Here is a 20,173-nt window from a genome sequence, read left to right as displayed (position 1 = left end):
AAGGGGCATGTGGCTGGGGTCGGCTCGGGAAGTGACGTAAGCTGGAGGGCGAAGCGGCCAAAAGGCCGCCACGTCAAGTTCTCTTGGCCGCTTCTGGCGGCCGCAGGCAGCCGAGGTGATGGATGCAACACGTCGCACACGAGCAGACCCGCCAGGATCTGCTCAAGCAACTCCAGGAGCGGCTTCAGAGCCGTCTTGACGAGGACAAGGCCGCCCAGGTCGGTGCCTTCGCCCGCCATTTCTATGCCACGGTGCCGCTCGACGACCTGGCCGACCGCCGTCTCGATGACATCTACGGCGCTACCTTGGCCGTGTGGCACTTCCTGCAGCAGTTTGATCCCGCCGATCCCAAGGTGCGGGTGTTCAATCCCGACTTTGAACAGCACGGCTGGCAGTCAACTCATACCTTCATTGCTGTACTCCACGAGGACATGCCCTTCCTGGTCGACTCGGTACGTATCGAGCTCAACCGTCGCGGGATGACGGTGCATGCCATCCACAATGCCGTTTTGGCGACTGAGCGCGACGACCAGCACCGGCTCGTGAGAGTTACCCCGACCCAGCAGGTCGATGCGCCGCCGAACCGGGAGTCGCTGATCGCCATTGAGGTCGACCGTCATTCTGACCTGGCGCTACTCGAGGACATCGAGGCGAGCCTGCAGGAGGTGCTGTGCGAGGTGCGCACTGCGGTGGCCGACTTCGAGCCGATGCGTGAACAGGCCCGCACGGCCCTTGCCGAGCTGAAGGCCAAGCGTCCCCCCCAGGTCGATACCGACGATCACCAGGAGGCCATCGCCTTTCTCGAGTGGCTGTTGCATGACAACTTCACCTTCCTCGGCTATGACGAGCATGTCGTTCACGAGAGCGAAGGTCGGCAGCGTCTCGACCGGGTCGAGGAGAGCAAGCTGGGCGTGTTTCGTATTCAGAAACCCCGCTACCAGGAACGTATCCGCACCGACCAGGGAGTCGAGGGTGACCACTATGGACTGGTCCCTGAGCTGCTGTCGTTCGCCAAGAGCGCGCATCATGCGCGAATCCATCGGCCGACCTATCCCGATTACATCTCGGTCGACCAGTACGACGACCAGGGGCGGGTAATCGGCGAGCGCCGTTTCCTCGGTTTGTTCACCGCCACCGTATACAACGAATCGCCGCGCAATGTGCCGATCCTGCGCCGCAAGATCGCCACGGTGATGGACAAGTCCGGCTTCAATCCCAAGGGCCATAATGGCAAGCACTTGCTGCATATCCTTGAGGTTTACCCCCGCGACGATCTCTTCCAGATCGATACCGAGGAGCTGACCCAGACCGCGCTGGGTATCCTCGATATGCGCGAGCGGCGGCGTGTACGACTGTTTATCCGCGAGGACCGCTCCGGCAAGTTCTACTCTTGCCTGGCCTTTGTGCCGCGCGACGTGTTCTCCACCGAGCTGCGCCTGCGCATCAAGAACCTGCTTTGCGAGGAACTCGATGCCACTTTCGGCGATTTCAATACCTACCTCTCGGAGTCGGTGCTGGCGCGTATCCAGTTCATCCTGCGCTTCAAGGGTGACCAACCGACCCACTACGACCTGCGACGCCTGGAAGCCAAGTTGGCGATGCTGGCCCGCAACTGGCGTGATGACCTTCAGGGCGCTGCCATCGAGGGCTTCGGCGAAGAGCAGGCCAACCTGTTGATGGATCGCTTCCGCGATGCCTTCCCCGCCAGCTACCGCGACGACTTCTCGGCACGTACCGCTGTCTATGACCTGCAGCATATCAGCGAACTCGATGAGGGCCGTCCGCTGGCGCTTTCCCTCTATCGGCTGGTCGAGGAGGAAGGCAGTGGTGTCAATCTTAAGCTGTTCCATCGTGGTCAGCCCATCCCGCTCTCCGACGTGCTGCCGATGATGGAGAATCTGGGCCTCAGGGTTATCGGTGAGCGTCCCTATGAACTCCAGGCTCGCGATGACAGTTACTGGATTCATGACTTCAACCTGGAGCACCACACCAGCACCGAGGTTAATCTGCAGGAGATGCGCGAGACCTTCATCGAGGCCTTCCAGCGCATCTGGGTTGGAGAAGCCGACAACGACCCCTTCAACCGGCTGATCATCGCTGCCGACCTGGACTGGCGCGAAGTGGCCATGCTGCGTGGCTATGCCCGCTACCTCAAGCAGATTCGCTTCGGTGTCTCCCAGGACTACATGGCCACCACGCTGGTCAACCATCCGGCAATCACGCGTGAGCTGGTGGCGCTTTTCGAACTGCGCTTCAATCCGGCCGAGCGCCCCCCGGAAGGCCAGATCGAGGCCTGTACGGCGCGCATCATCCAACTGCTCGATGATGTTGCCAGTCTTAATGATGACCAGTTGCTGCGCCGCTACATGGAATTAATCCAGGCGACCCAACGCACCAACTACTATCAGAAAACGGCCGATGGCCGTCACAAAGACTACATGTCCTTCAAGATGGAGCCCTCGCGGGTCACCGGCATGCCCAAGCCACGGCCCGCTTACGAGATCTTCGTCTGCTCGCCACGCGTCGAGGGGGTTCACCTGCGCGGTGGCAAGGTCGCGCGGGGTGGACTGCGCTGGTCCGACCGCTTCGAGGACTACCGCACCGAGGTGCTGGGCCTGGTCAAGGCGCAGCAGGTAAAGAACGCGGTGATCGTGCCGGTGGGAGCCAAGGGGGGGTTCATCTGCAAGCGACTGCCCGAGGGTGGTGATCGAGACGCCCTCCAGAAGGAGGGTATCGCCTGCTATCAGACCTTCATCCGTGCCCTGCTTGATGTCACCGACAATCGGGTGGGCGACCAGATCGTGCCGCCTCGTGACGTGGTTCGCCATGACGACGACGATGCCTACCTGGTAGTGGCGGCTGACAAGGGCACCGCGACCTTCTCTGACATCGCCAACGAGATCTCCGCTGAGTACGGCCACTGGCTGGGTGATGCCTTCGCCTCGGGCGGCGCCAACGGCTATGACCACAAGAAGATGGGCATCACCGCCAAGGGGGCCTGGGAATCGGTCAAGCGCCACTTCCGCGGCCTGGGGGTGAACACTCAGCAGGATGAATTCACGGTGCTCGGCATCGGTGACATGGCGGGTGATGTCTTCGGTAACGGCATGCTGCTCTCCGACAAGATCCGCCTGGTGGGGGCGTTCAACCACTTGAATATCTTCGTCGATCCGAATCCGGATGTAGCGGCAAGCTTTGCCGAGCGCCAGCGGCTGTTCGCACTGCCCCGCTCCAGCTGGGAGGACTATGACACTGGCCTGATTTCCGAGGGGGGCGCAGTGTTCAAGCGCTCAGCCAAGACCATTCCCATCTCCCGGCAGATGAAGACGCTGTTCGGCATCAAGGAGGATAAGCTCTCCCCCAATGAACTGATCCGCGCCATGCTCAAGTCTCATGTCGATCTGCTGTGGAATGGCGGCATCGGCACCTACGTCAAGGGCAGCGAGGAGACCGATGCCCAGGTAGGCGACAAGGCCAATGACAACCTGCGCATCGATGGCCGTGATTTGCAGTGCCGGGTCATCGGCGAAGGCGGCAACCTAGGCCTGACCCAGCGTGGCCGCATGGAGGCGGCCGCACGAGGCGTGCGCGTCAATACTGACTTCATCGATAACGCCGGCGGGGTCAACTGCTCCGACCATGAGGTCAACATCAAGATCCTCATCGATGAGGTGGTCAAGCGCGGAGACATGACCGAGAAGCAACGCAACCAGCTGCTGGCCGACATGACCGGTGAAGTCTCCGACCTGGTGCTGCTGGATAACTATCGCCAGACTCAGGCGCTGGATCTCGCCGAACTGCTCTCCCGGCAGGGCATCGGGCCCTTCCGCCGGTTTATCAGCGAGCTCGAAGCCGCCGGCCAGATCGACCGCGAGCTGGAGTTCCTGCCCGATGACGAGGTGCTCAAGGAGCGTGCCGCCAACGAGCAGGGGATGCTATTGCCGGAGCTCTCGGTGTTGATCTCCTACGCTAAGAGCGTGCTCAAGGGTGATTTGATCGCCTCTGACGTGCCCGACGACCCGACCATCGTCAAGTTCGTTGAGCGGATATTTCCGAAGGTGCTGGTCGAGCGCTACAAGGAGGAGATGTACGAGCACCGCCTCAAGCGCGAAATCGTCGCCACCCAGGTGGCCAACGATCTGGTCGATCACATGGGCATCGTCTTCGTGCGCCGGCTGATCGACTCCACCGGTGCGGACCGCGCCACCATCGCTCGTTCCTACGTGGTCGCGCGTGACAGCTTCCAGCTGCCTCGCCTCTGGGAGCAACTCGAGGCATTGGACAATCAGGTGCCCAGTGCGCTGCAGTACACCATGATGCTCGACCTGATGCGTATGCTGCGGCGTGCCACCCGCTGGTTCCTGCGCAACCGTACCGGCATGAACACCCGGGATGCCATCGACTTCTTCGCGCCGCGCCTGGCACAGCTGCAGGAGAATCTCGGCAAGCGCCTGCGCGGCGAGGAGCACGAGGCCTGGGAGAGGCGCCGCAACGAGTTCATGGGCGCCGGTGTGCCGGAGGCCCTAGCCGCCACGGTGGCGGCTGCCGGTAGCCTCTATGCGGCACTCGGCATCATCCAGACGGCCAGTCAGATCAATGAGAAGCCGCAGCGTGTCGCCGAGATCTACTATGAGATCGGCGATCGCCTGGAACTGCCGTGGATGAGCCAGCAGATCACCGAGCTCAAGGTACGCGACAGCTGGCAGGCCCAGGCCCGCGAGACCTTCCGCGACGACATCGATCGCCAGCAGCTGGCATTGACCCTCAGTGTGCTGGGCATGGAAGGCGGGTCGCAGGACGCCTCCGAACGAGTTGAGCAGTGGCTCTCGCTCCATGAGGGCATGCACCGGCGCTGGTGCCGCCTGCTCGAGGAAGTGAGCAGTGGCGCCCATGGTGGCTTCCCGCTGTTCGCGGTGGCCGTGCGCGAGCTGGTTGACCTGGCCGAGAGTAATCGCGAGACCTGAGGCGCTGCCTTGCCCATGGCCATACTACGACCCCCCGCCGATGGCGGGGGGTCGTGTTTCTGGTGGCTCAGGTAAGGCGGCGACGTCGTGTCTCTCCTCCGACACTGCTATACTCTGCCGCCCCGTCTACCCCCCTTGCCTGGAGTCGCCATGTACTCGCTGGCCCGTTCGCTGCTGTTTCGCCTGGACGCCGAGACCGCCCACGGGGTCGCCTTGAAGGGCCTCGACCTGGCCGGTCGCCTGGGCCTGGCAGAGCAACTCGGCGGCGGGCGGGTCGAGGATCCGGTGGAGCTGATGGGGCTGCGCTTCCCCAACCGGGTGGGCCTGGCCGCCGGGCTGGACAAGAATGCCGACCATCTGGATGTCTTGGGGGCGTTGGGATTCGGCTTCGTCGAGGTCGGCACGGTGACGCCCCGGCCCCAGGACGGCAACCCGCGGCCGCGGCTGTTTCGTCTGCCGGAGGCCGGCGCGCTCATCAATCGCATGGGCTTCAACAACGCCGGGGTGGACCACCTGATCGCCCGGGTGCGGGCGAGCCGCTACGACGGGGTAATCGGCATCAACATCGGCAAGAACCTTGCGACGCCGGTAGAGCGGGCGGTGGACGACTATCTGACCTGTCTGCGCAAGGTGCATGACCTGGCGCACTACATCACGGTGAACCTCTCCTCGCCCAATACCCCGGGGCTGCGCAATCTGCAGTTCGGAGAACACCTGGATGGGCTGCTCGGGGCCCTGCGCGGGGAGGGGAACCGGCTCGATCGGCAAACCGGTCGCCGCGTCCCCCTGGCGGTGAAGATTGCTCCCGACATGAGCGCCGAGGAGGTCGGCCTGGTGGCCCGCGCCCTCGAGGCCAACGCCATCGACGCGGTGATCGCCACCAATACCACGGTCGCCCGCGAAGCGGTGGCGGGGCTCTCGCATGCTGACGAGCAGGGCGGGCTCTCTGGTAGGCCGGTATTCGAGCCGTCGAACACAATCATCCTCGAACTGCGCCGCTGGCTTCCCGGCATGCCGATTATCGGCGTGGGCGGCATCGACAGCGGCGAGGCGGCGCTCGCCAAGAGGGCCGCCGGCGCCGACCTGGTGCAGCTCTATTCGGGCTTCATCTATCGTGGGCCCAAACTGGTAGGGGAATGTGCCCGAGCGCTCAAGGCCCGCTTCGCTGGGCAGTGAGCAGCCGGCGGGTGGCCACTAAAAAGCCCACGGCATGGCCATGGGCTTGATAGGTTCGTTAAGACTTTTGACGATGTGCTGTTGACCCAGAAAATGCAGGGTCACATCACCATGGGGTTCTTATGAATGCCGGAGACTCCTGTCATGCCGGACCATTGATCCCCACGACCTTCACGCCAACCGCTCATCCAGTATTCGCGTAGATTGATATCCTGACTGGGACAGTCATCGCGGGAACGACCTGAGACACCCGCCTTGTACCCATGAACATAGGCACGCTGGAAGCGATCACGTTTCTGTCGTTTCATTGGACTACCTCTTAATGAAGGTACCGATGAAAACCCGGTCTCGAGACCGGATTCATATTGCCCGGACCATGGCAGTCTCGGCGGCAACTCCGTGCTGCACGACGACTCGAGGCCCATTGACAGGAACGCATGCGTCTTTCAGTAGCTACTTACCTATTGATAGCCCAACAGAGCGAGCGTTGTCGACCGATGATTTGTAACAAGGCGTTCACTCGCCCGTCACACCATCCGACTCGTCCGGTCACCGCGCCGATGGATACGCCATGACTGAACTGCACTGCGTTGATTCACTGGATCTTCTAGCCACCTGTCCGCGTGGCATGGAGCTATTGCTGGCCGACGAGCTGGCCGCCCTGGGGGCCGTCCCCGGCAAGAGCACAGTGGCCGGCGTTCACCTGCGCGCGAGCCTCGAGAGTGCCTACCGCATCTGTCTGTGGTCGCGGCTGGCCAACCGACTGGTGCTGTGCCTGGCGCAGCAGGAGTGTGTTGAAACCCCCGAAGCCCTGCGAGCCGCCGCCGCGGCCATCGACTGGCGTAATCACCTCGCCCCGGGCGCGACCCTGGCGGTGGACTTCCATGGCCGCGCCAAGGCGATCCGCCACACCCGCTTCGGGGCCCAGACTGTCAAGGATGGGGTAGTCGACCGCCTCCATGCCGAGGGCCGGCCGCGGCCCGATGTCGACACCCGGCAGCCGGACCTGCGTCTCTATGCCCACTTGCATCGTGGGCGGCTGACCCTGGGCGTGGATCTCTCGGGGGACAGTCTCCATCGCCGTGGCTATCGCCGCGACGTGGGTCATGCGCCGCTCAAGGAGAACCTGGCCGCCGCGCTGTTGGTGCGAGCCGGCTGGCCGGCGTTGGCGCGGGAAGGGGCGCCGCTGATCGACCCGCTGTGCGGTGCCGGCACCCTGCTGATCGAGGCCGCGCTGATGGCCGCCGATATCGCGCCGGGGCTGACCAGGGAGCGCTTCGGCTTCCACGGCTGGGCCGGTCATGTCGAGCGCTGCTGGCGGGAACTCAAACGCGAGGCCGAGGCACGGGCCAGCATCGGTCGCAAGCGCTGCCGCTCGCGGCTTTACGGCTTCGACGAGAGCCCGCCGGCATTGGCCGCGGCGAAGGCCAACGCTATGCGTGCCGGCGTGCCGGCGCTGATCGAGCTCGAGGGGGCCTTGCTGGCCGGGCTCGCGGGGCCCGCGGAGCTGCCCGACAGGCCCCGCGGGCTGGTCATCACCAACCCGCCCTACGGCGAGCGCCTCGGCGAGCTGCCCGAACTGGTGCGCCTCTACGGCCAGCTCGGCGAGCGGGTCAAGGTAGCCTTCCCTGGCTGGTTGCTGGCGGTCTTCACCGCCAATCCCGACCTCGGCCATCGCATCGGGCTGCGAGCCCATAAGCAGTACGCGCTGCGCAACGGCCCGCTGGAGGCCAAGCTGCTGTTGATGGCGATTCCCGAGGCGCAGGAGTCACCCTCCGGGGAGGCCGCCCCTGCGCGCTCCGCGGGGGCGCAGATGTTCGCCAACCGCCTGGAGAAGAACCGCAAGCGACTCAAGAAATGGCTGAAGACGAGCGGCGAGAGCTGCTATCGGCTCTATGATGCCGACATGCCCGAATATGCCATGGCCATCGATGTCTATGGTGACCATGTCCATGTGCAGGAGTACGCGGCGCCCCGCTCCGTCGATGCCGCCCAGGCCCAGAAGCGACTCTACGAGGCGCTGGGTGTGATTCCCGATGTGCTGGATGTCGACCCGGGGAAGGTTGTGGTCAAGCGTCGCGAGCGCCAGAGCGGCAAGGCGCAGTACCGCAAGCAGGCGGCCAGCGGCGAGCGCTTCGCGGTGCGTGAGGGACGGGCGCAGCTATGGGTCAACCTGCGCGATTACCTGGACACCGGTCTCTTCCTCGACCATCGCCCGGTACGCCGCCTGCTCGGCGAGATGGCCTCCGGCACGCGTTTCCTCAACCTCTTCTGCTATACCGGGGCGGCTACGGTCCAGGCCGCCCTCGGGCCGCAGACCGGGTCGCAGAAAGAGGGCGCGGAGACGGCCGGCGGGGCCAGCGAGAGCGTCAGCGTGGATCTCTCCAACACCTATCTGGTGTGGGCCCGCGACAACTTCGCCCTCAACCGGCTCGACCCTGGCCGCCACCGGTTGGTGCGCGACGACTGCCTGCGCTGGTTGGAGACAGCCGGCGGCGAGTTCGACCTGATCTTCCTGGACCCGCCGACCTTCTCCAACTCCAAGAAGATGGCCGATATCCTGGACGTGCAGCGCGACCACGGTCGGCTGGTCCGCCTGGCCATGGCGCGCCTGGCGCCAGGGGGGATCCTGGTGTTCTCCAACAACCAGCGACGCTTCACGCTGGAGGCGGACCTCGCCGAGCAGTTCCGGGTAGAGGATATCTCGACGAGGACGTTCGATCCGGATTTCGCGAGGAACCCGGACCTGCACCATGTGTTCCTGATTCGCCATGGGGAGGGCGCATGATCCGCCTGAGGCTGTATACCACCCTGGGCTGTCATCTCTGCGAACAGCTCGAGGCTTTGCTGGCGACCCTGTGTGCCGAGCGCTACCAACTGGAGCGGGTCGAGATCAGCGACGACGAGGAACTGGTCGCCCGCTACGGGGTGCGCATCCCGGTGCTGGTGGACGAGGCCGGGCAGGCGCTGGAGCGTGGCATGGCACCCGAGCGCCTGGCCGACTGGCTGGCGGTTCGGGGCTGGCTGGACGAGACGGCATGGCAGCAGCTGCAGCAGCAGTTGAGTGGCGAGACGTCGCCCGGGGTGACGAAGAGGGCGGCGAAGGGCGCGACCCTGCACGGCGGCCGGCGCTATCTGGGGTGACCTGGCCTCGCCAGGAGCTGTAAGCGTTAAGCTAGTTAAGCTGTAAGCTATATACCGTTGGCTAAGGTAAGGCGAAAGCCAGCATCCTGGCTTACGGCTTACGGCTCGAGAAGTGACAGCTGGCTGACGGCGTCGCGCCCCTCGGCGCTCTCGTCCTCCACCTCCAGCACCTTGCGAAAGCCTCGCGAGGTGAGGATGGTGGTCTCGTCATCCAGCCACATCATCGCCTGGACGTGGTCATCGGCCAGGCGATGCTTCAGGCCACCGAATTGGGTGCCGATCTGCCCCCAGGCACGGCTGAAGATCCAGTCACCGAACATGTCCTGATGGACATGCACCAGCACATAGTCATGGTCGGTTTCCCAGCGGACAATCACGGTAGCTCCCGAGATGAAGGGCGGCGTCGGCGCCGCCCGGTTTGGTATGTGGCGGTATTGTAAGGGCTTGGGCACACTGAACAAGTCGTTTCATCAGCCAGCCCGGAGACCACCATGAGAATCGTCGTCGATGCCAATGTGCCTGCTGCGCAGACTTGCTTCGGGGGACTGGGTGAGGTGGTCCGCTTACCGGGACGCGAGATCGATGCCGCTGCACTGCAAGAGGCCGACGCCCTGGTAGTGCGCTCGATCACCCGGGTCGATGCGGCATTGCTCGCCAAGGCGCGGCGATTGCGATTCGTGGGTACCTGCACCATCGGCACCGACCACGTGGACGAGCGGGCTCTGGCCGAGCGGGACATCGCCTTTGCCAGTGCGCCGGGTTGCAATGCCGAGGCGGTGGTGGATTACGTGCTGGGCAGTCTCTTGACCCTGGCCGAGCGTCAGGCCTGGCGGCTGGCTGAGCGTCGTGTGGGCATCGTCGGGGTGGGCAACGTGGGCGGGCGCTTGCTGGCGCGACTCATGGCCATGGGCATCGATTGCCTGGCCTGCGACCCGCCCAGGGTTGAAGCAGAGAGCGTCGAGGCGCAAGCCAGCGTGGAACAAAGGCTTGCCGGCTTCGTGGAGCTGGATGCGCTGATCGACGCATGCGACGTGATCTGCCTGCACACCCCGCTGGTGAGCGAGGGTCGCTACCCGACATGGCCACTGCTCGATGCCCAGCACATCGCGGCCCTGGCCCCGGGCAGCGTGCTGCTCAATGCCGGACGCGGCGACTGCTTGGATGGCCAGGCGCTGCGCCAGCGGCTGGCGGGGCAGGGCGATATCAGCGCGGTGCTCGATGTCTGGCAGCACGAGCCCGCCATCGACCACGGCCTGGCGGATCTTGCCGCCATCGCCACGCCGCATGTCGCCGGCTATAGCCTGGATGGCAAGCTGCGCGGCACCCAGCGGATCTATCGCGCCCTGGCCCAGCATGTCGGCCTGCCGGCGCCCCTGACGCTGGCCGACCTGGCCCCCGCGCCAGCCGTCAGCTGTCTTGTCCTGGATGCCGGCCTCGATCGCGAGGAAGCGCTGCGCCTGGCCATGCGCGCCGTCTACGATCCGCGCCGCGACCACGACAGCCTGCATCGCGAGGCGCGCCGCCAGGGCATGGCCAAGGGCTTCGACGCCTGCCGGGCGGGCTATCCGTTGCGCCGTGAGTTCGCCACCCTCGACATCGAGCTTGGTGAGGGAGCCCGGGAGCTGGCGCCGCTGCTAGCAGGCGCGGGCTTCCGGGTCGATACCGCCACTGCCTGACACCGTTGGGTCGACAAACGCCAGCGGGCCCGCCGGTTGGCGGGCCCGCTGGCGTATTGGCTGGCGGCGGGGTTACTGCCGGTAGGCCGCTTCCTTCAGCGCGCGGATGCGATCATCCAGCGGCGGGTGGCTGGCGAACAGCTTCTCCATCAGCGAGCGCGTCTGGCCCTGGGTGATGGCCATGGCGCGCAGGGTGTCCGGCATCTGGTCCGGCATCTCGGTCTCGGCCTTGAGGCGGGCCAGGGCATTGATCATCGCCCCGCTGCCGGCAAGGTGTGCGCCGGCGCTGTCCGCACGATACTCCCGGAAGCGCGAGAACCAGGCGACGATGGCCGAGGCGATCAGACCGAAGACGATCTCGGCGACGATTACCACCGCGAAGTAGCCCATGAAGCCCAGGCCGCCCTCGCCATCGCTGCGGCTTCTCAGGAAGCCATCGACCAGCTGAGCGACCACCCGCGCGAAGAACATCACGAAGGTGTTGAGCACGCCCTGGATCAGCGCCAGGGTGACCATGTCGCCGTTGGCCACGTGGCCGATCTCGTGGGCCAGCACCGCGCGCACCTCCTCGGGGCGCATGCGGTTGAGCAGGCCGGCGGAGACCGCCACCAGGGCGTCGTCCTTGTTCCAGCCGGTGGCGAAGGCGTTGGATTGCTGAGCCGGGAAGATGCCCACTTCCGGCGTCTTAATGCCGGCGTCGCGGGCCAGTTCCGCCACGGTATCCACCAGCCACTTCTCGGTGGCATTCGACGGCGTCTCGATGATCACGGTGCCGGTGGTTCGCTTGGCCATCCACTTGGAGATGAACAGCGAGACCAGTGAGCCGGCCATGCCGAAGATGAAGCAGAAGATCAGCAGGGCGTTGAAGTTCATGCCCTGCTCCGTCAGATAGCCTTCCACCCCCAGCAAGCGCAGGGTGATGCTGGCCACCACGATCACCGCCAGGTTGGTGCCTAAGAAGAGCAGGATTCGCATCATTGCCGGAAATCTCCAGTTGTCGGAACGGGGCGCCGTGGTCCACGGCATTGACAAGCTGTTGCTTAGATATACGCTTGCCCGCCGGGTTTCAAGCGGCGAGCAACGCGACGGCAGTGGGCCTACTGGCGGTAGCGCGACAGGAAGCGGGCGAAGCGGTCCAGGGCGTCCTCGAGCTGGTCGACCCAGGGTAGGGTGACAATGCGCACGTGGTCGGGGTCGGGCCAGTTGAAAGCGGTACCCTGCACCAGCAGGATCTTCTCCTGAAGCAGCAGGTCGAGCACCAGCTGCTGGTCGTCATGGATGTTGAAGACCTTGGGGTCGAGCCGCGGGAAGGCGTAGAGCGCCCCCTTGGGCCGGGTGCAGCTGACCCCGGGGATGGCGTTGAGCTTCTCGACGGTAATGTCACGCTGGGCCAGCAGGCGGCCCCCGGGCAGGATCAGGTCATTGATCGACTGGTAGCCCCCCAGCGCGGTCTGGATGGCATGCTGTGCCGGGACATTGGCGCACAGGCGCATCGAGGCCAGCATGGTCAGCCCCTGAATGAAGTCCTCGGCACGCTGCTTGGCGATCTGACCCGAGAGGATCATCCAGCCCGAGCGGAAGCCGGCGCAGCGGTAGCTCTTGGAGAGTCCGTTCATGGTCACTACCAGCTGGTCCTCGCCGGCCAGCGCCCCGGTGGAGACATGCTCGACCCCGTCGTAGAGGATCTTGTCGTAGATCTCGTCGGAGAACACCACCAGATGGTGCTCCCGGGCGATCTCCAGCAGCTCGCGCACCACCGCTGGCGGGTAGACGGCGCCGGTGGGGTTGTTGGGGTTGATGATCACGATCGCGCGGGTATGGGCGGTGACCTTCTCACGGATATCGTCCATGTCCGGCGCCCAGTCGGCCTGCTCGTCGCACAGGTAATGCACGGCATGGCCGCCCGAGAGGTTTGCCGCCGCGGTCCACAGCGGGTAGTCCGGGGCCGGGATCAGCACCTCGTCGCCGTCGTTGAGCAGCGCCTGCAGCGCCATCACGATCAGCTCGGAGACGCCGTTGCCGATATAGATGTCCTCGATGCCGACGCTGGGAATCGCCCTGCGCTGACACTCCTGCATGATCGCCTTGCGCGCCGAGTAGAGACCCTTGGAGTCGCAGTAGCCCTGGGCAGTGGGCAGGTTGCGCATCACATCCTGGAGGATCTCCTCCGGGGCCTCGAAGCCGAAGGGGGCGGGGTTGCCGATATTTAGCTTGAGGATGCGCTGGCCTTCCTCTTCCAGCCGCTTGGCGTGCTCGAGCACCGGGCCGCGAATGTCGTAGCAGACGTTGGCGAGCTTGTGCGATTTCCTAATCGGGGGAGTGTCCATAGGCGCTGAGATCCAGTGGGGTCGGTGTACCGCCTCTGCCGGTGGCGGGCGTCGTCGAGGGCTAGTAGGGTGATGATGCGGACTGGCTAGCGTTGCCACCCTCCGCCTTGACGATGTCGGGTTCCGGTGTGGGGGGAATGTCCGCCGGTGTTTCCAGGGTCAGGCGGCCCAGTTTGCCGTCACGCAGTTCATGGAGCAGTACCTCGGCGCCGCGGTGCAGGTCGATTTCACCCCCGGCGCGCAGCCCGCCACGCCTGGCGGCGATATCGGCCAGTATCGCATGGCCGTCGAAGCCGGCCAGGGCGAGCAGGTCGAGCCGTGTCGGGCCATCGGCTTCCACCTGAGTCGCTTCGGGATGAGGAACGTACTCGGGCAGGGCCTTGAGCTTGTAGCGCGCCTTGAGTGCGTCCGGGTAGCGTCTGGCCAGCTCGGCGGCGGTGACCACCGCGACGTCCACATAGTCGATGGCAGTATCACGGATGGCGCCGCTGGCGGCCAGGCGGTGGGCGCTGGCCTGGTCCTCGATCTTGGGCCACAGCACGCCGGGGGTATCGATCAGCGCCACGCGACCGCCGATGCGTACCTTCTGCTGGCGTTTGGTAACTGCCGGCTCGTTGCCGGTCTTGGCGATGGTGCGACCGGCCAGGCCATTGATCAGGGTCGACTTGCCTACGTTGGGAATGCCCATGACCATCACGCGCACGTCGCGGTCGGCGCGCACCTGGCCGGCCAACTCGTGGCAGAGCCTCGGGATGCGCTTGAGCTCGCCCGCCTGGGTCGTAGTCACCGCCAAGGCCCGCATCTTGGCGTGGGCATCGAAGAAACCGACCCATTCGCGAGTTCGCTCGGGGTCGGCGAGATCGGCCCGGGATAGTATCTTCAATACCGGCTTGTGGCGGGTCAGCTCGGCCAGCATAGGATTGGCGCTGGAGTAGGGCAGACGGGCGTCGAGCACCTCGATCACTACGTCGATTTCCGGCAGCGCCTCGAGAATCTGACGTCGCGCCTTGTTCATGTGTCCCGGGTACCAGCCGAGCATCGAGCCTCTCCTGCAGGTGGCGTGAAGGGAAACGGCCGCCCATCATAGCAGATGGTCGGCCGAGCCAGGGGAGAGTGTTGACGGGCCGTACGGCTACTCGCCGGCGTGAAAGGTGATCGCCACCGAATTGATGCAGTAGCGCAGCCCGGTGGTCTCCGGCGGGCCGTCGGGGAAGACGTGGCCGAGGTGGGCATCGCAGCGCGCGCAGTTGACCTCGATGCGATGCATGCCATGGCTGGTATCGGGCTGCTCCGTCACGCAGTTCGGCGTGAAGGGGCGATCGAAGCTTGGCCAGCCGCAGCCGGCATCGTACTTGTGCTCGTTCTCGAACAGCGGGGCGTTGCAGCAGACGCAATGATAGATACCATGCTCGTCACTCACGTGGCCGTGGTATTTCCCGCTGAAGGGAGGCTCCGTGCCTTTCTCGCGAGTGACCCGATACTGCTCGGGCGTCAGCTTTTCTTGCCACTCGGCGTCGCTTTTCTGGATCTTACTGTGCATGACCTCTCTCCTTTTCATGGTGCCGGGTAGGGCACGGCGGGTGTTGCGTCCATTCTGACACCAATTGGGGTGGAGGTTTCCAGTCGTGGAGCAGGTTACGTCACGCGACATCAACGTCCGGCAAGACTCGCTTGACAGCCTCCCGAGGGCTGGGTAATATTTGCCGCACCTCGACGAGGCGAGACATTGCGTCCCATTCGTCTAGTGGTCTAGGACACCGCCCTTTCACGGCGGTAACAGGGGTTCGAACCCCCTATGGGACGCCACTCGACTCATCAGGTAGCGGAGTGCGGGAATAGCTCAGTGGTAGAGCATCGCCTTGCCAAGGCGAGGGTCGCGAGTTCGAATCTCGTTTCCCGCTCCATGCGTGAACAAGTGGCACGATACGATGTGTCGGACTGGCTGACGGCAGAGCCGCCTGTTCTCGTTTCCCGCGCCATCTCGATTTTCTTTTTGCGTCCCATTCGTCTAGTGGCCTAGGACACCGCCCTTTCACGGCGGTAACAGGGGTTCGAACCCCCTATGGGACGCCACTTCTTTTTCGTGTCATTACGCTTCCGCCAGTAGCCCGCTGTGCAGATGTCACTTCCATGGGCGTGATGCGGATCTGCGTGCTTCTGCTTGTTTTAGTTGGTGATCAGGTTGACCTTGAAGTTTCGCTGGCCGCTCCCCAATTCAGTGGTTTTGCGCAGTGAAATTCATTTCTCTGATGGGATTGCACATGGCCGAACCGGCACTGTCTATCCGTGGCCTGACCAAGGTCTACGGCAATGGCTTCCAGGCCCTGAAGGGCATCGATCTCGATGTCGCCGAGGGCGACTTCTATGCCCTGCTCGGGCCCAATGGCGCCGGCAAGTCGACCATCCTGGGCGTGGTCTGCTCGCTGGTGCAGAAAACGGCAGGCCGCGTCACGATCTTCGGTACCGATATCGACCGGGATTTCGCCCGTGCCAAGTACCACCTCGGCGTGGTGCCTCAGGAGTTCAACTTCAGCCAGTTCGAAAAGGTCATCGATATCGTGCTGGCCCAGGCCGGCTATTACGGTATGTCGCGTCGCGAGGCACTGCCGCGGGCTGAGGAGCTGCTCCGCGATCTGAGTTTGTGGGACAAGCGCAACGGCAGCGCCCGCATGCTCTCCGGTGGCATGAAGCGCCGGCTAATGATTGCCCGCGCCCTGATGCATCGTCCGAGGCTGCTGATCCTCGACGAGCCCACCGCCGGCGTCGACATCGAGCTGCGCCGCAGCATGTGGGAGTACATGCGCCGCATCAATCGGGAGGAGGGCACCACCATCATCCTCACCACCCACTATCTCGAGGAGGCGGAAAGCCTCTGCCGCCGCGTGGGCATCATCAATCATGGCGAAATCATCCGGGACACCAGCGTGCGGCAGCTGCTCGCCGAGCTCGATACCGAGACCTTCCTGTTCGACCTCGCCCATTCGGTGGAGGCGGCCCCCGAGGTCGAAGGCTTCGAGATCAACCGCGTAGACGATGCCCAGCTGGCGGTGGTGGTGCATCGCGGCCAGCGTCTCAACGACGTCTTCACGGCGCTCAGCGAGCAGGGCATACAGGTGATGTCGATGCGCAATCGCGCTAACCGACTCGAGGAGATGTTCGTTTCCATGGTGGAGCAAGGCAACAGCGACAAGGCGGCGGCCGAGGCAGCGGAGGTGCGCGCATGAGCCCGATCCAGATCGCCATCGCCCTCTGGACCCTGGTGCATAAGGAGATCAAGCGCTTCACGCGGATCTGGCTGCAGACCCTGTTGCCGCCGTCGATCACCATGACTATGTACTTCATCATCTTCGGCAACCTGATCGGCTCGCGGATCGGCGAGATGGATGGCTACAGCTACATGGACTTCATCGTCCCCGGCCTGATCATGATGGCGGTGATCACCAACAGCTACTCCAACGTGGCCTCCTCCTTCTTCTCCAACAAGTTCCAGCGCTCCATCGAGGAGATGATGGTCTCGCCGATGCCCAACTGGGTGATTCTCAGCGGCTTCGTGCTGGGGGGCATGGCGCGCGGCCTGGGCGTGGGGCTGATTGTCACCGGGGTGTCGCTGTTTTTCACCCGGCTCCCGGTGGCGCACCCGCTGCTGACGGTGTTCGTGGTGGTGCTCACCGCGGCGCTGTTCGCCATCGGCGGCTTCATCAACGCCCTGCTGGGCAAGAAGTTCGACGACATCTCCATCGTGCCGACTTTCGTGCTTACGCCGTTGACCTACCTCGGCGGGGTCTTCTATTCAATCTCGCTGCTGCCGGCCTTCTGGCAGGGCGTGTCGATGCTCAATCCCATCCTCTACATGGTCAATGTCTTCCGCTACGGCTTCCTCGGCGTCTCGGACATTCCCGTGGGCTGGGCCCTTGCCGCGATCCTGGCGTTCATCAGCGTGCTCTTCGGGCTGGCGCTGTGGATGCTGGAGCATGGAAAGGGAATTCGCTCATGAGCCACCCTCGTCCCGATGCCCTTGCGCATGCTCCTCTGGGGCACACGGCCGTCTACCCGCAGCACTACGATGCTGGGCTGCTCTATCCCATCCCCCGCACTGCCAACCGCATGCCGCTGGGCATCGAGGAGGGCGCGCTGCCCTTCGTCGGCGAGGACGAGTGGCACGCCTTCGAGGTCTCCTGGCTGAATGCCCGCGGCAAGCCGCGGGTGGCCGTGGCGCGCTTTAGCCTGCCGGCGGATTCACCGAACCTGATCGAGTCGAAGTCCTGGAAGCTCTACCTCAATGGCTTCAACCAGACGCGTTTCGATAGCCGCGAGCGGGTGATGGATACCCTGGTGAATGACCTCTCGCGGGCCGCCGGCGCGGCGGTTGGCGTCGAGCTGTTGGATGTCGACGACGAGGCACTCTCGCCACGCCGCTTGCCTGGCGAGTGCCTGGACGACCTGGACATCGAGGTGACCGATTACACGCCCAGCGCCGAGCACCTGCGAGTGAGCGATGAGGTGATCGTCGAGGAGACGCTGTACTCCCACCTGCTCAAGTCCAACTGTCCGGTCACCGGCCAGCCCGACTGGGGCAGCGTGCTGATCCGCTACCGGGGCCCACGACTCGATCGCGAGGGGCTCTTGCGCTATCTGATCGGCTACCGCCAGCACCAGGACTTCCACGAGCACTGTGTAGAGCACATCTTCATGGACCTGGTGGAACGCGCTCGGCCGCAGCGGCTGCTGGTGCTGGCACGCTATGTACGCCGCGGCGGGCTGGATATCAGCCCCTGGCGCGCCACCCCCGGCGAGCGCCCGCCCGCGCCGCTGCGGCTGGCGCGCCAGTAGCCGCTTGGGTAGAGTGCCGACTGAACCTGAACAGGAGACCAACATGGAGGCGCTGACGCTGCTGCACGAACGCAGCTCCATGGGCAAGCTGATGGGCCCCCCGCCGAGCCCCGAGCAGCTCGAGGCGATCTACCGCGCGGCCCTGCGGGCGCCGGATCACAAGGAGCTGCATCCCTGGCGCTTCATCGAGTTCTCCGGCGAGGGCCTCTCGCGGCTCGGCGAGCTGTTCGCCGAGGCGGAGTTCCGCGAGGATCCCCACGTGGGCGAGGCGGCCCTCGACGCCGCGCGCAGCAAGCCGCGGCGAGCCCCGATGATCATCGCGGTGATCGCCAAGGTCACGCCCGACATCCCCAAGGTGCCGAAGATCGAGCAGGTGATCTCCGCCGGCTGTGCGGCTCACGCCATCCTGCTCGCCGCCCACGCCCCGGGGCTCGGCGCCATGTGGCGCAGCGGCAAGTACGCCTTCGATGCCACGGTGCGCAAGGGACTGGGGCTTGCCGAGGACGATGAGCTCGTGGCCTTCGTCTACCTGGGCACCCTGGGGGGGCGCCACAAGCCGATTCCGGAACACGACATCGCCGACTTCGTGGAGCACTGGGACTGAACATGCGACAGATCGGCGTTCCTCATCCCCACCTGCCGTTGCCCGCCGCCGGCGGAGAGGACGACATGGCCGAGTTCCTCGCCTGGCTGGGCGAGGCGATCCCCATGGTGCCTTCGCTGGGCATCCGCGAGATGCGCCGTGATGGTGACCGTCTGATCTGGAGTCTCTCGCTCATCCCCAGCCTGAATGACAAGGGCACCGGTTTCGGTGGGGCGCTTGCCGCCCAGACCACCCTGTTGGGCTGGTGCTGGACCACCCTCTGGCTGCGCCGCCACGGCCTGGCCCGGGACGTGGTGGTGGCCCAGGCCTCCCAGCGCTTCCTGGCCCCGGTGACCGGCGACTATTGCCTGACCTGCGAGCCCGAGGAGAGAGATGCGCCTGCCGAGCTGGCCGAGCGATTGGAGCAGCGCGGCAAGGGGCGCATCGCACTGATCCAGCAGCTCTGGTGCGCTGACACCCTTTGCCTGGAAGCCCGCGGTGACTACGCCGTACTGCCCGCCAGCTGAGGGTCCACACAAGGAAAACGGCTTGCTATCGCGCACTTAAGTCGATATCATCTGCGCCGTTCTGGAGGAGAAGGCACGGCGCCGCCGAGCATGCTCGACTCGAGATCCACAATGCGGAGGGGTGTCCGAGTGGTCGAAGGAGCACGCCTGGAAAGTGTGTAGGTCGAAAGGCCTCGAGGGTTCGAATCCCTCCCCCTCCGCCACAGAATAGTGATAAGCCGCTGATTTAAGCGGCTTTTTCTATGCCTGTATGTTTTTGACCCACACATTGCTGCTGGCCTTCCTGACACTACAGTCGACAATGTTGGACGACCAACAAACCAAATTAAGAGCCTATTTCGATAGGTAGCGAACGTGAGCTGTGCAGCCCCCTCTAAATAAATAAGGTAATCCCCCGGCTTTGCCGGGGGATTACCCGAGGTTTGACCGTGTGATGCGGTCACAGGGAACCTCCAATCTCGGCCAAGAGATAGGATGTTCCCAATGAGAGAGTACCAGAGTCTTTCCCATACGACATGGAATTTTAGGTATCATGTTGTTTTTATAACGAAAAAGCGTAAGAAGATAATTTTCGGAAAGATACGCAAGCACCTTGGTGAGGTGTTCCATGAGCTGGCACGGCAGAAGGAGTGCCAGATCGTGGAGGGCCACCTGATGCGTGACCATGTCCACATGTGCATTAGCTTAAATCCAGACAGATTCTGTCTTGACCGTGGGGTCCACTTTACTTTCGGGAATGGTTGGAGGCCGGTGTGTTTGAAGAGCTCTGGCGCCGGGGGGTGCTGGAGTACGATCGGCTCCAGGGCATCGACTGGAGCTGGCTGTCGGTGGATGGCACGATGACCAAGGCTCCCTTGGGCGGGGAAAAAAACCGGCCCGAACCCCACCGACCGCGGCAAAGGCGGCGTCAAGCGCAGCCTGCTGACAGAAGGCAACGGCCTGCCGC

At 64.3% G+C, this 20,173-nt stretch carries 16 protein-coding genes, 4 tRNA genes and 2 pseudogenes; 16 read left to right on the top strand and 6 right to left on the bottom strand.

The genetic code is table 11. From position 1 onward, the window contains the following. Positions 1–122 precede the first annotated feature (122 nt). On the top strand, positions 123–4,964 hold the full coding sequence (locus DFO68_RS08575; RefSeq protein WP_133483252.1) for an NAD-glutamate dehydrogenase: 4,842 nt from the start codon (positions 123–125) through the stop codon (positions 4,962–4,964). Positions 4,965–5,114: 150 nt separating this feature from the next. Beyond that, on the top strand, positions 5,115–6,140 hold the full coding sequence (locus DFO68_RS08570; protein ID WP_133483251.1) for a quinone-dependent dihydroorotate dehydrogenase: 1,026 nt from the start codon (positions 5,115–5,117) through the stop codon (positions 6,138–6,140). 101 nt (positions 6,141–6,241) lie between these two features. Here the strand turns inward: DFO68_RS08570 and rmf are convergent, their stop codons facing one another. After that, entirely contained in the window at positions 6,242–6,448 is a 207-nt protein-coding gene (rmf, locus tag DFO68_RS08565; RefSeq protein WP_133483250.1) for a ribosome modulation factor, read from the bottom strand. Between the two features lie 263 nt (positions 6,449–6,711). Between rmf and rlmKL the strand changes: the two genes are divergently transcribed. Together rlmKL and DFO68_RS08555 are read left to right on the top strand one after the other, a co-directional pair. Further along, a complete protein-coding gene (gene rlmKL / locus DFO68_RS08560) occupies positions 6,712–8,928 on the top strand; it encodes a bifunctional 23S rRNA (guanine(2069)-N(7))-methyltransferase RlmK/23S rRNA (guanine(2445)-N(2))-methyltransferase RlmL (protein WP_133483249.1) in 2,217 nt (738 codons plus the stop codon). Beyond that, entirely contained in the window at positions 8,925–9,284 is a 360-nt protein-coding gene (locus DFO68_RS08555; RefSeq protein ID WP_133483248.1) for a glutaredoxin family protein, read from the top strand. The genes rlmKL and DFO68_RS08555 overlap by 4 nt, the downstream gene beginning before the upstream one ends. A gap of 98 nt (positions 9,285–9,382) precedes the next feature. Here the strand turns inward: DFO68_RS08555 and DFO68_RS08550 are convergent, their stop codons facing one another. Then, on the bottom strand, positions 9,383–9,661 hold the full coding sequence (locus DFO68_RS08550; RefSeq protein ID WP_133483247.1) for a hypothetical protein: 279 nt from the start codon (positions 9,659–9,661) through the stop codon (positions 9,383–9,385). Positions 9,662–9,775: 114 nt separating this feature from the next. Here DFO68_RS08550 and pdxB point away from each other — a divergent pair, with 114 nt between their 5' ends. Beyond that, positions 9,776–10,960 (top strand): 4-phosphoerythronate dehydrogenase PdxB, encoded by a 1,185-nt coding sequence (gene pdxB / locus DFO68_RS08545; RefSeq protein WP_133483246.1) that lies wholly within the window; start codon positions 9,776–9,778, stop codon positions 10,958–10,960. Positions 10,961–11,032: 72 nt separating this feature from the next. Here the strand turns inward: pdxB and htpX are convergent, their stop codons facing one another. The 4 genes from htpX to msrB form a co-directional block, all read right to left on the bottom strand. Continuing rightward, positions 11,033–11,938 (bottom strand): protease HtpX, encoded by a 906-nt coding sequence (gene htpX, locus DFO68_RS08540; protein WP_133483245.1) that lies wholly within the window; start codon positions 11,936–11,938, stop codon positions 11,033–11,035. Between the two features lie 119 nt (positions 11,939–12,057). Next, entirely contained in the window at positions 12,058–13,287 is a 1,230-nt protein-coding gene (locus DFO68_RS08535; RefSeq protein ID WP_133483244.1) for a pyridoxal phosphate-dependent aminotransferase, read from the bottom strand. Between the two features lie 61 nt (positions 13,288–13,348). Next, on the bottom strand, positions 13,349–14,326 hold the full coding sequence (gene ylqF / locus DFO68_RS08530; RefSeq protein WP_133483243.1) for a ribosome biogenesis GTPase YlqF: 978 nt from the start codon (positions 14,324–14,326) through the stop codon (positions 13,349–13,351). Between the two features lie 93 nt (positions 14,327–14,419). Continuing rightward, complete coding sequence (msrB, locus tag DFO68_RS08525) at positions 14,420–14,827, bottom strand: peptide-methionine (R)-S-oxide reductase MsrB (RefSeq protein ID WP_133483242.1); 408 nt, start codon at positions 14,825–14,827, stop codon at positions 14,420–14,422. Between the two features lie 190 nt (positions 14,828–15,017). Between msrB and DFO68_RS08520 the strand changes: the two genes are divergently transcribed. The 11 genes and pseudogenes from DFO68_RS08520 to DFO68_RS08470 all read left to right on the top strand — a co-directional run. After that, positions 15,018–15,093: transfer RNA gene (locus DFO68_RS08520), tRNA-Glu, on the top strand. Between the two features lie 23 nt (positions 15,094–15,116). Further along, positions 15,117–15,191, top strand: a tRNA-Gly gene (locus tag DFO68_RS08515). A 93-nt stretch (positions 15,192–15,284) separates the two neighbouring features. Then, positions 15,285–15,360 (top strand) — tRNA-Glu (locus DFO68_RS08510). A 188-nt stretch (positions 15,361–15,548) separates the two neighbouring features. Continuing rightward, entirely contained in the window at positions 15,549–16,511 is a 963-nt protein-coding gene (locus DFO68_RS08505; protein WP_133483241.1) for an ABC transporter ATP-binding protein, read from the top strand. After that, a complete protein-coding gene (locus DFO68_RS08500) occupies positions 16,508–17,281 on the top strand; it encodes an ABC transporter permease (protein WP_133483240.1) in 774 nt (257 codons plus the stop codon). Before DFO68_RS08505 ends, DFO68_RS08500 begins: the two co-directional genes overlap by 4 nt. Continuing rightward, on the top strand, positions 17,278–18,117 hold the full coding sequence (queF, locus tag DFO68_RS08495) for an NADPH-dependent 7-cyano-7-deazaguanine reductase QueF (protein ID WP_133483239.1): 840 nt from the start codon (positions 17,278–17,280) through the stop codon (positions 18,115–18,117). Before DFO68_RS08500 ends, queF begins: the two co-directional genes overlap by 4 nt. A gap of 43 nt (positions 18,118–18,160) precedes the next feature. Continuing rightward, positions 18,161–18,721 (top strand): nitroreductase family protein, encoded by a 561-nt coding sequence (locus DFO68_RS08490; RefSeq protein WP_133483238.1) that lies wholly within the window; start codon positions 18,161–18,163, stop codon positions 18,719–18,721. A 2-nt stretch (positions 18,722–18,723) separates the two neighbouring features. Then, positions 18,724–19,227, top strand: coding sequence for a YiiD C-terminal domain-containing protein (locus DFO68_RS08485; RefSeq protein WP_133483237.1), 504 nt, complete (start codon positions 18,724–18,726; stop codon positions 19,225–19,227). A gap of 115 nt (positions 19,228–19,342) precedes the next feature. Then, positions 19,343–19,430 (top strand) — tRNA-Ser (locus tag DFO68_RS08480). Positions 19,431–19,710: 280 nt separating this feature from the next. Next, positions 19,711–19,920, top strand: a pseudogene (tnpA, locus tag DFO68_RS15815) (IS200/IS605 family transposase); the annotation flags it as partial. 35 nt (positions 19,921–19,955) lie between these two features. Next, positions 19,956–20,173, top strand: a pseudogene (locus DFO68_RS08470) (IS5/IS1182 family transposase); the annotation flags it as partial.

Source organism: Halomonas ventosae, assembly GCF_004361885.1.
GTDB lineage: Bacteria > Pseudomonadota > Gammaproteobacteria > Pseudomonadales > Halomonadaceae > Halomonas > Halomonas ventosae_C.
Note: the sequence above shows the minus strand (reverse complement) of the source record. Positions and strands in the feature narration are given on the sequence as shown.

Excerpts from the sequence above, each read along its gene's own strand:
- DFO68_RS08575 (WP_133483252.1), top strand. The coding sequence starts at position 123 with ATGCAACACGTCGCACACGAGCAGACCCGCCAGGATCTGCTCAAGCAA.
- DFO68_RS08570 (WP_133483251.1), top strand. The coding sequence starts at position 5,115 with ATGTACTCGCTGGCCCGTTCGCTGCTGTTTCGCCTGGACGCCGAGACC.
- rmf (WP_133483250.1), bottom strand. The coding sequence starts at position 6,448 with ATGAAACGACAGAAACGTGATCGCTTCCAGCGTGCCTATGTTCATGGG.
- rlmKL (WP_133483249.1), top strand. The coding sequence starts at position 6,712 with ATGACTGAACTGCACTGCGTTGATTCACTGGATCTTCTAGCCACCTGT.
- DFO68_RS08555 (WP_133483248.1), top strand. The coding sequence starts at position 8,925 with ATGATCCGCCTGAGGCTGTATACCACCCTGGGCTGTCATCTCTGCGAA.
- pdxB (WP_133483246.1), top strand. The coding sequence starts at position 9,776 with ATGAGAATCGTCGTCGATGCCAATGTGCCTGCTGCGCAGACTTGCTTC.
- htpX (WP_133483245.1), bottom strand. The coding sequence starts at position 11,938 with ATGATGCGAATCCTGCTCTTCTTAGGCACCAACCTGGCGGTGATCGTG.
- DFO68_RS08535 (WP_133483244.1), bottom strand. The coding sequence starts at position 13,287 with ATGGACACTCCCCCGATTAGGAAATCGCACAAGCTCGCCAACGTCTGC.
- ylqF (WP_133483243.1), bottom strand. The coding sequence starts at position 14,326 with ATGCTCGGCTGGTACCCGGGACACATGAACAAGGCGCGACGTCAGATT.
- msrB (WP_133483242.1), bottom strand. The coding sequence starts at position 14,827 with ATGCACAGTAAGATCCAGAAAAGCGACGCCGAGTGGCAAGAAAAGCTG.
- DFO68_RS08505 (WP_133483241.1), top strand. The coding sequence starts at position 15,549 with ATGGCCGAACCGGCACTGTCTATCCGTGGCCTGACCAAGGTCTACGGC.
- DFO68_RS08500 (WP_133483240.1), top strand. The coding sequence starts at position 16,508 with ATGAGCCCGATCCAGATCGCCATCGCCCTCTGGACCCTGGTGCATAAG.
- queF (WP_133483239.1), top strand. The coding sequence starts at position 17,278 with ATGAGCCACCCTCGTCCCGATGCCCTTGCGCATGCTCCTCTGGGGCAC.
- DFO68_RS08490 (WP_133483238.1), top strand. The coding sequence starts at position 18,161 with ATGGAGGCGCTGACGCTGCTGCACGAACGCAGCTCCATGGGCAAGCTG.
- DFO68_RS08485 (WP_133483237.1), top strand. The coding sequence starts at position 18,724 with ATGCGACAGATCGGCGTTCCTCATCCCCACCTGCCGTTGCCCGCCGCC.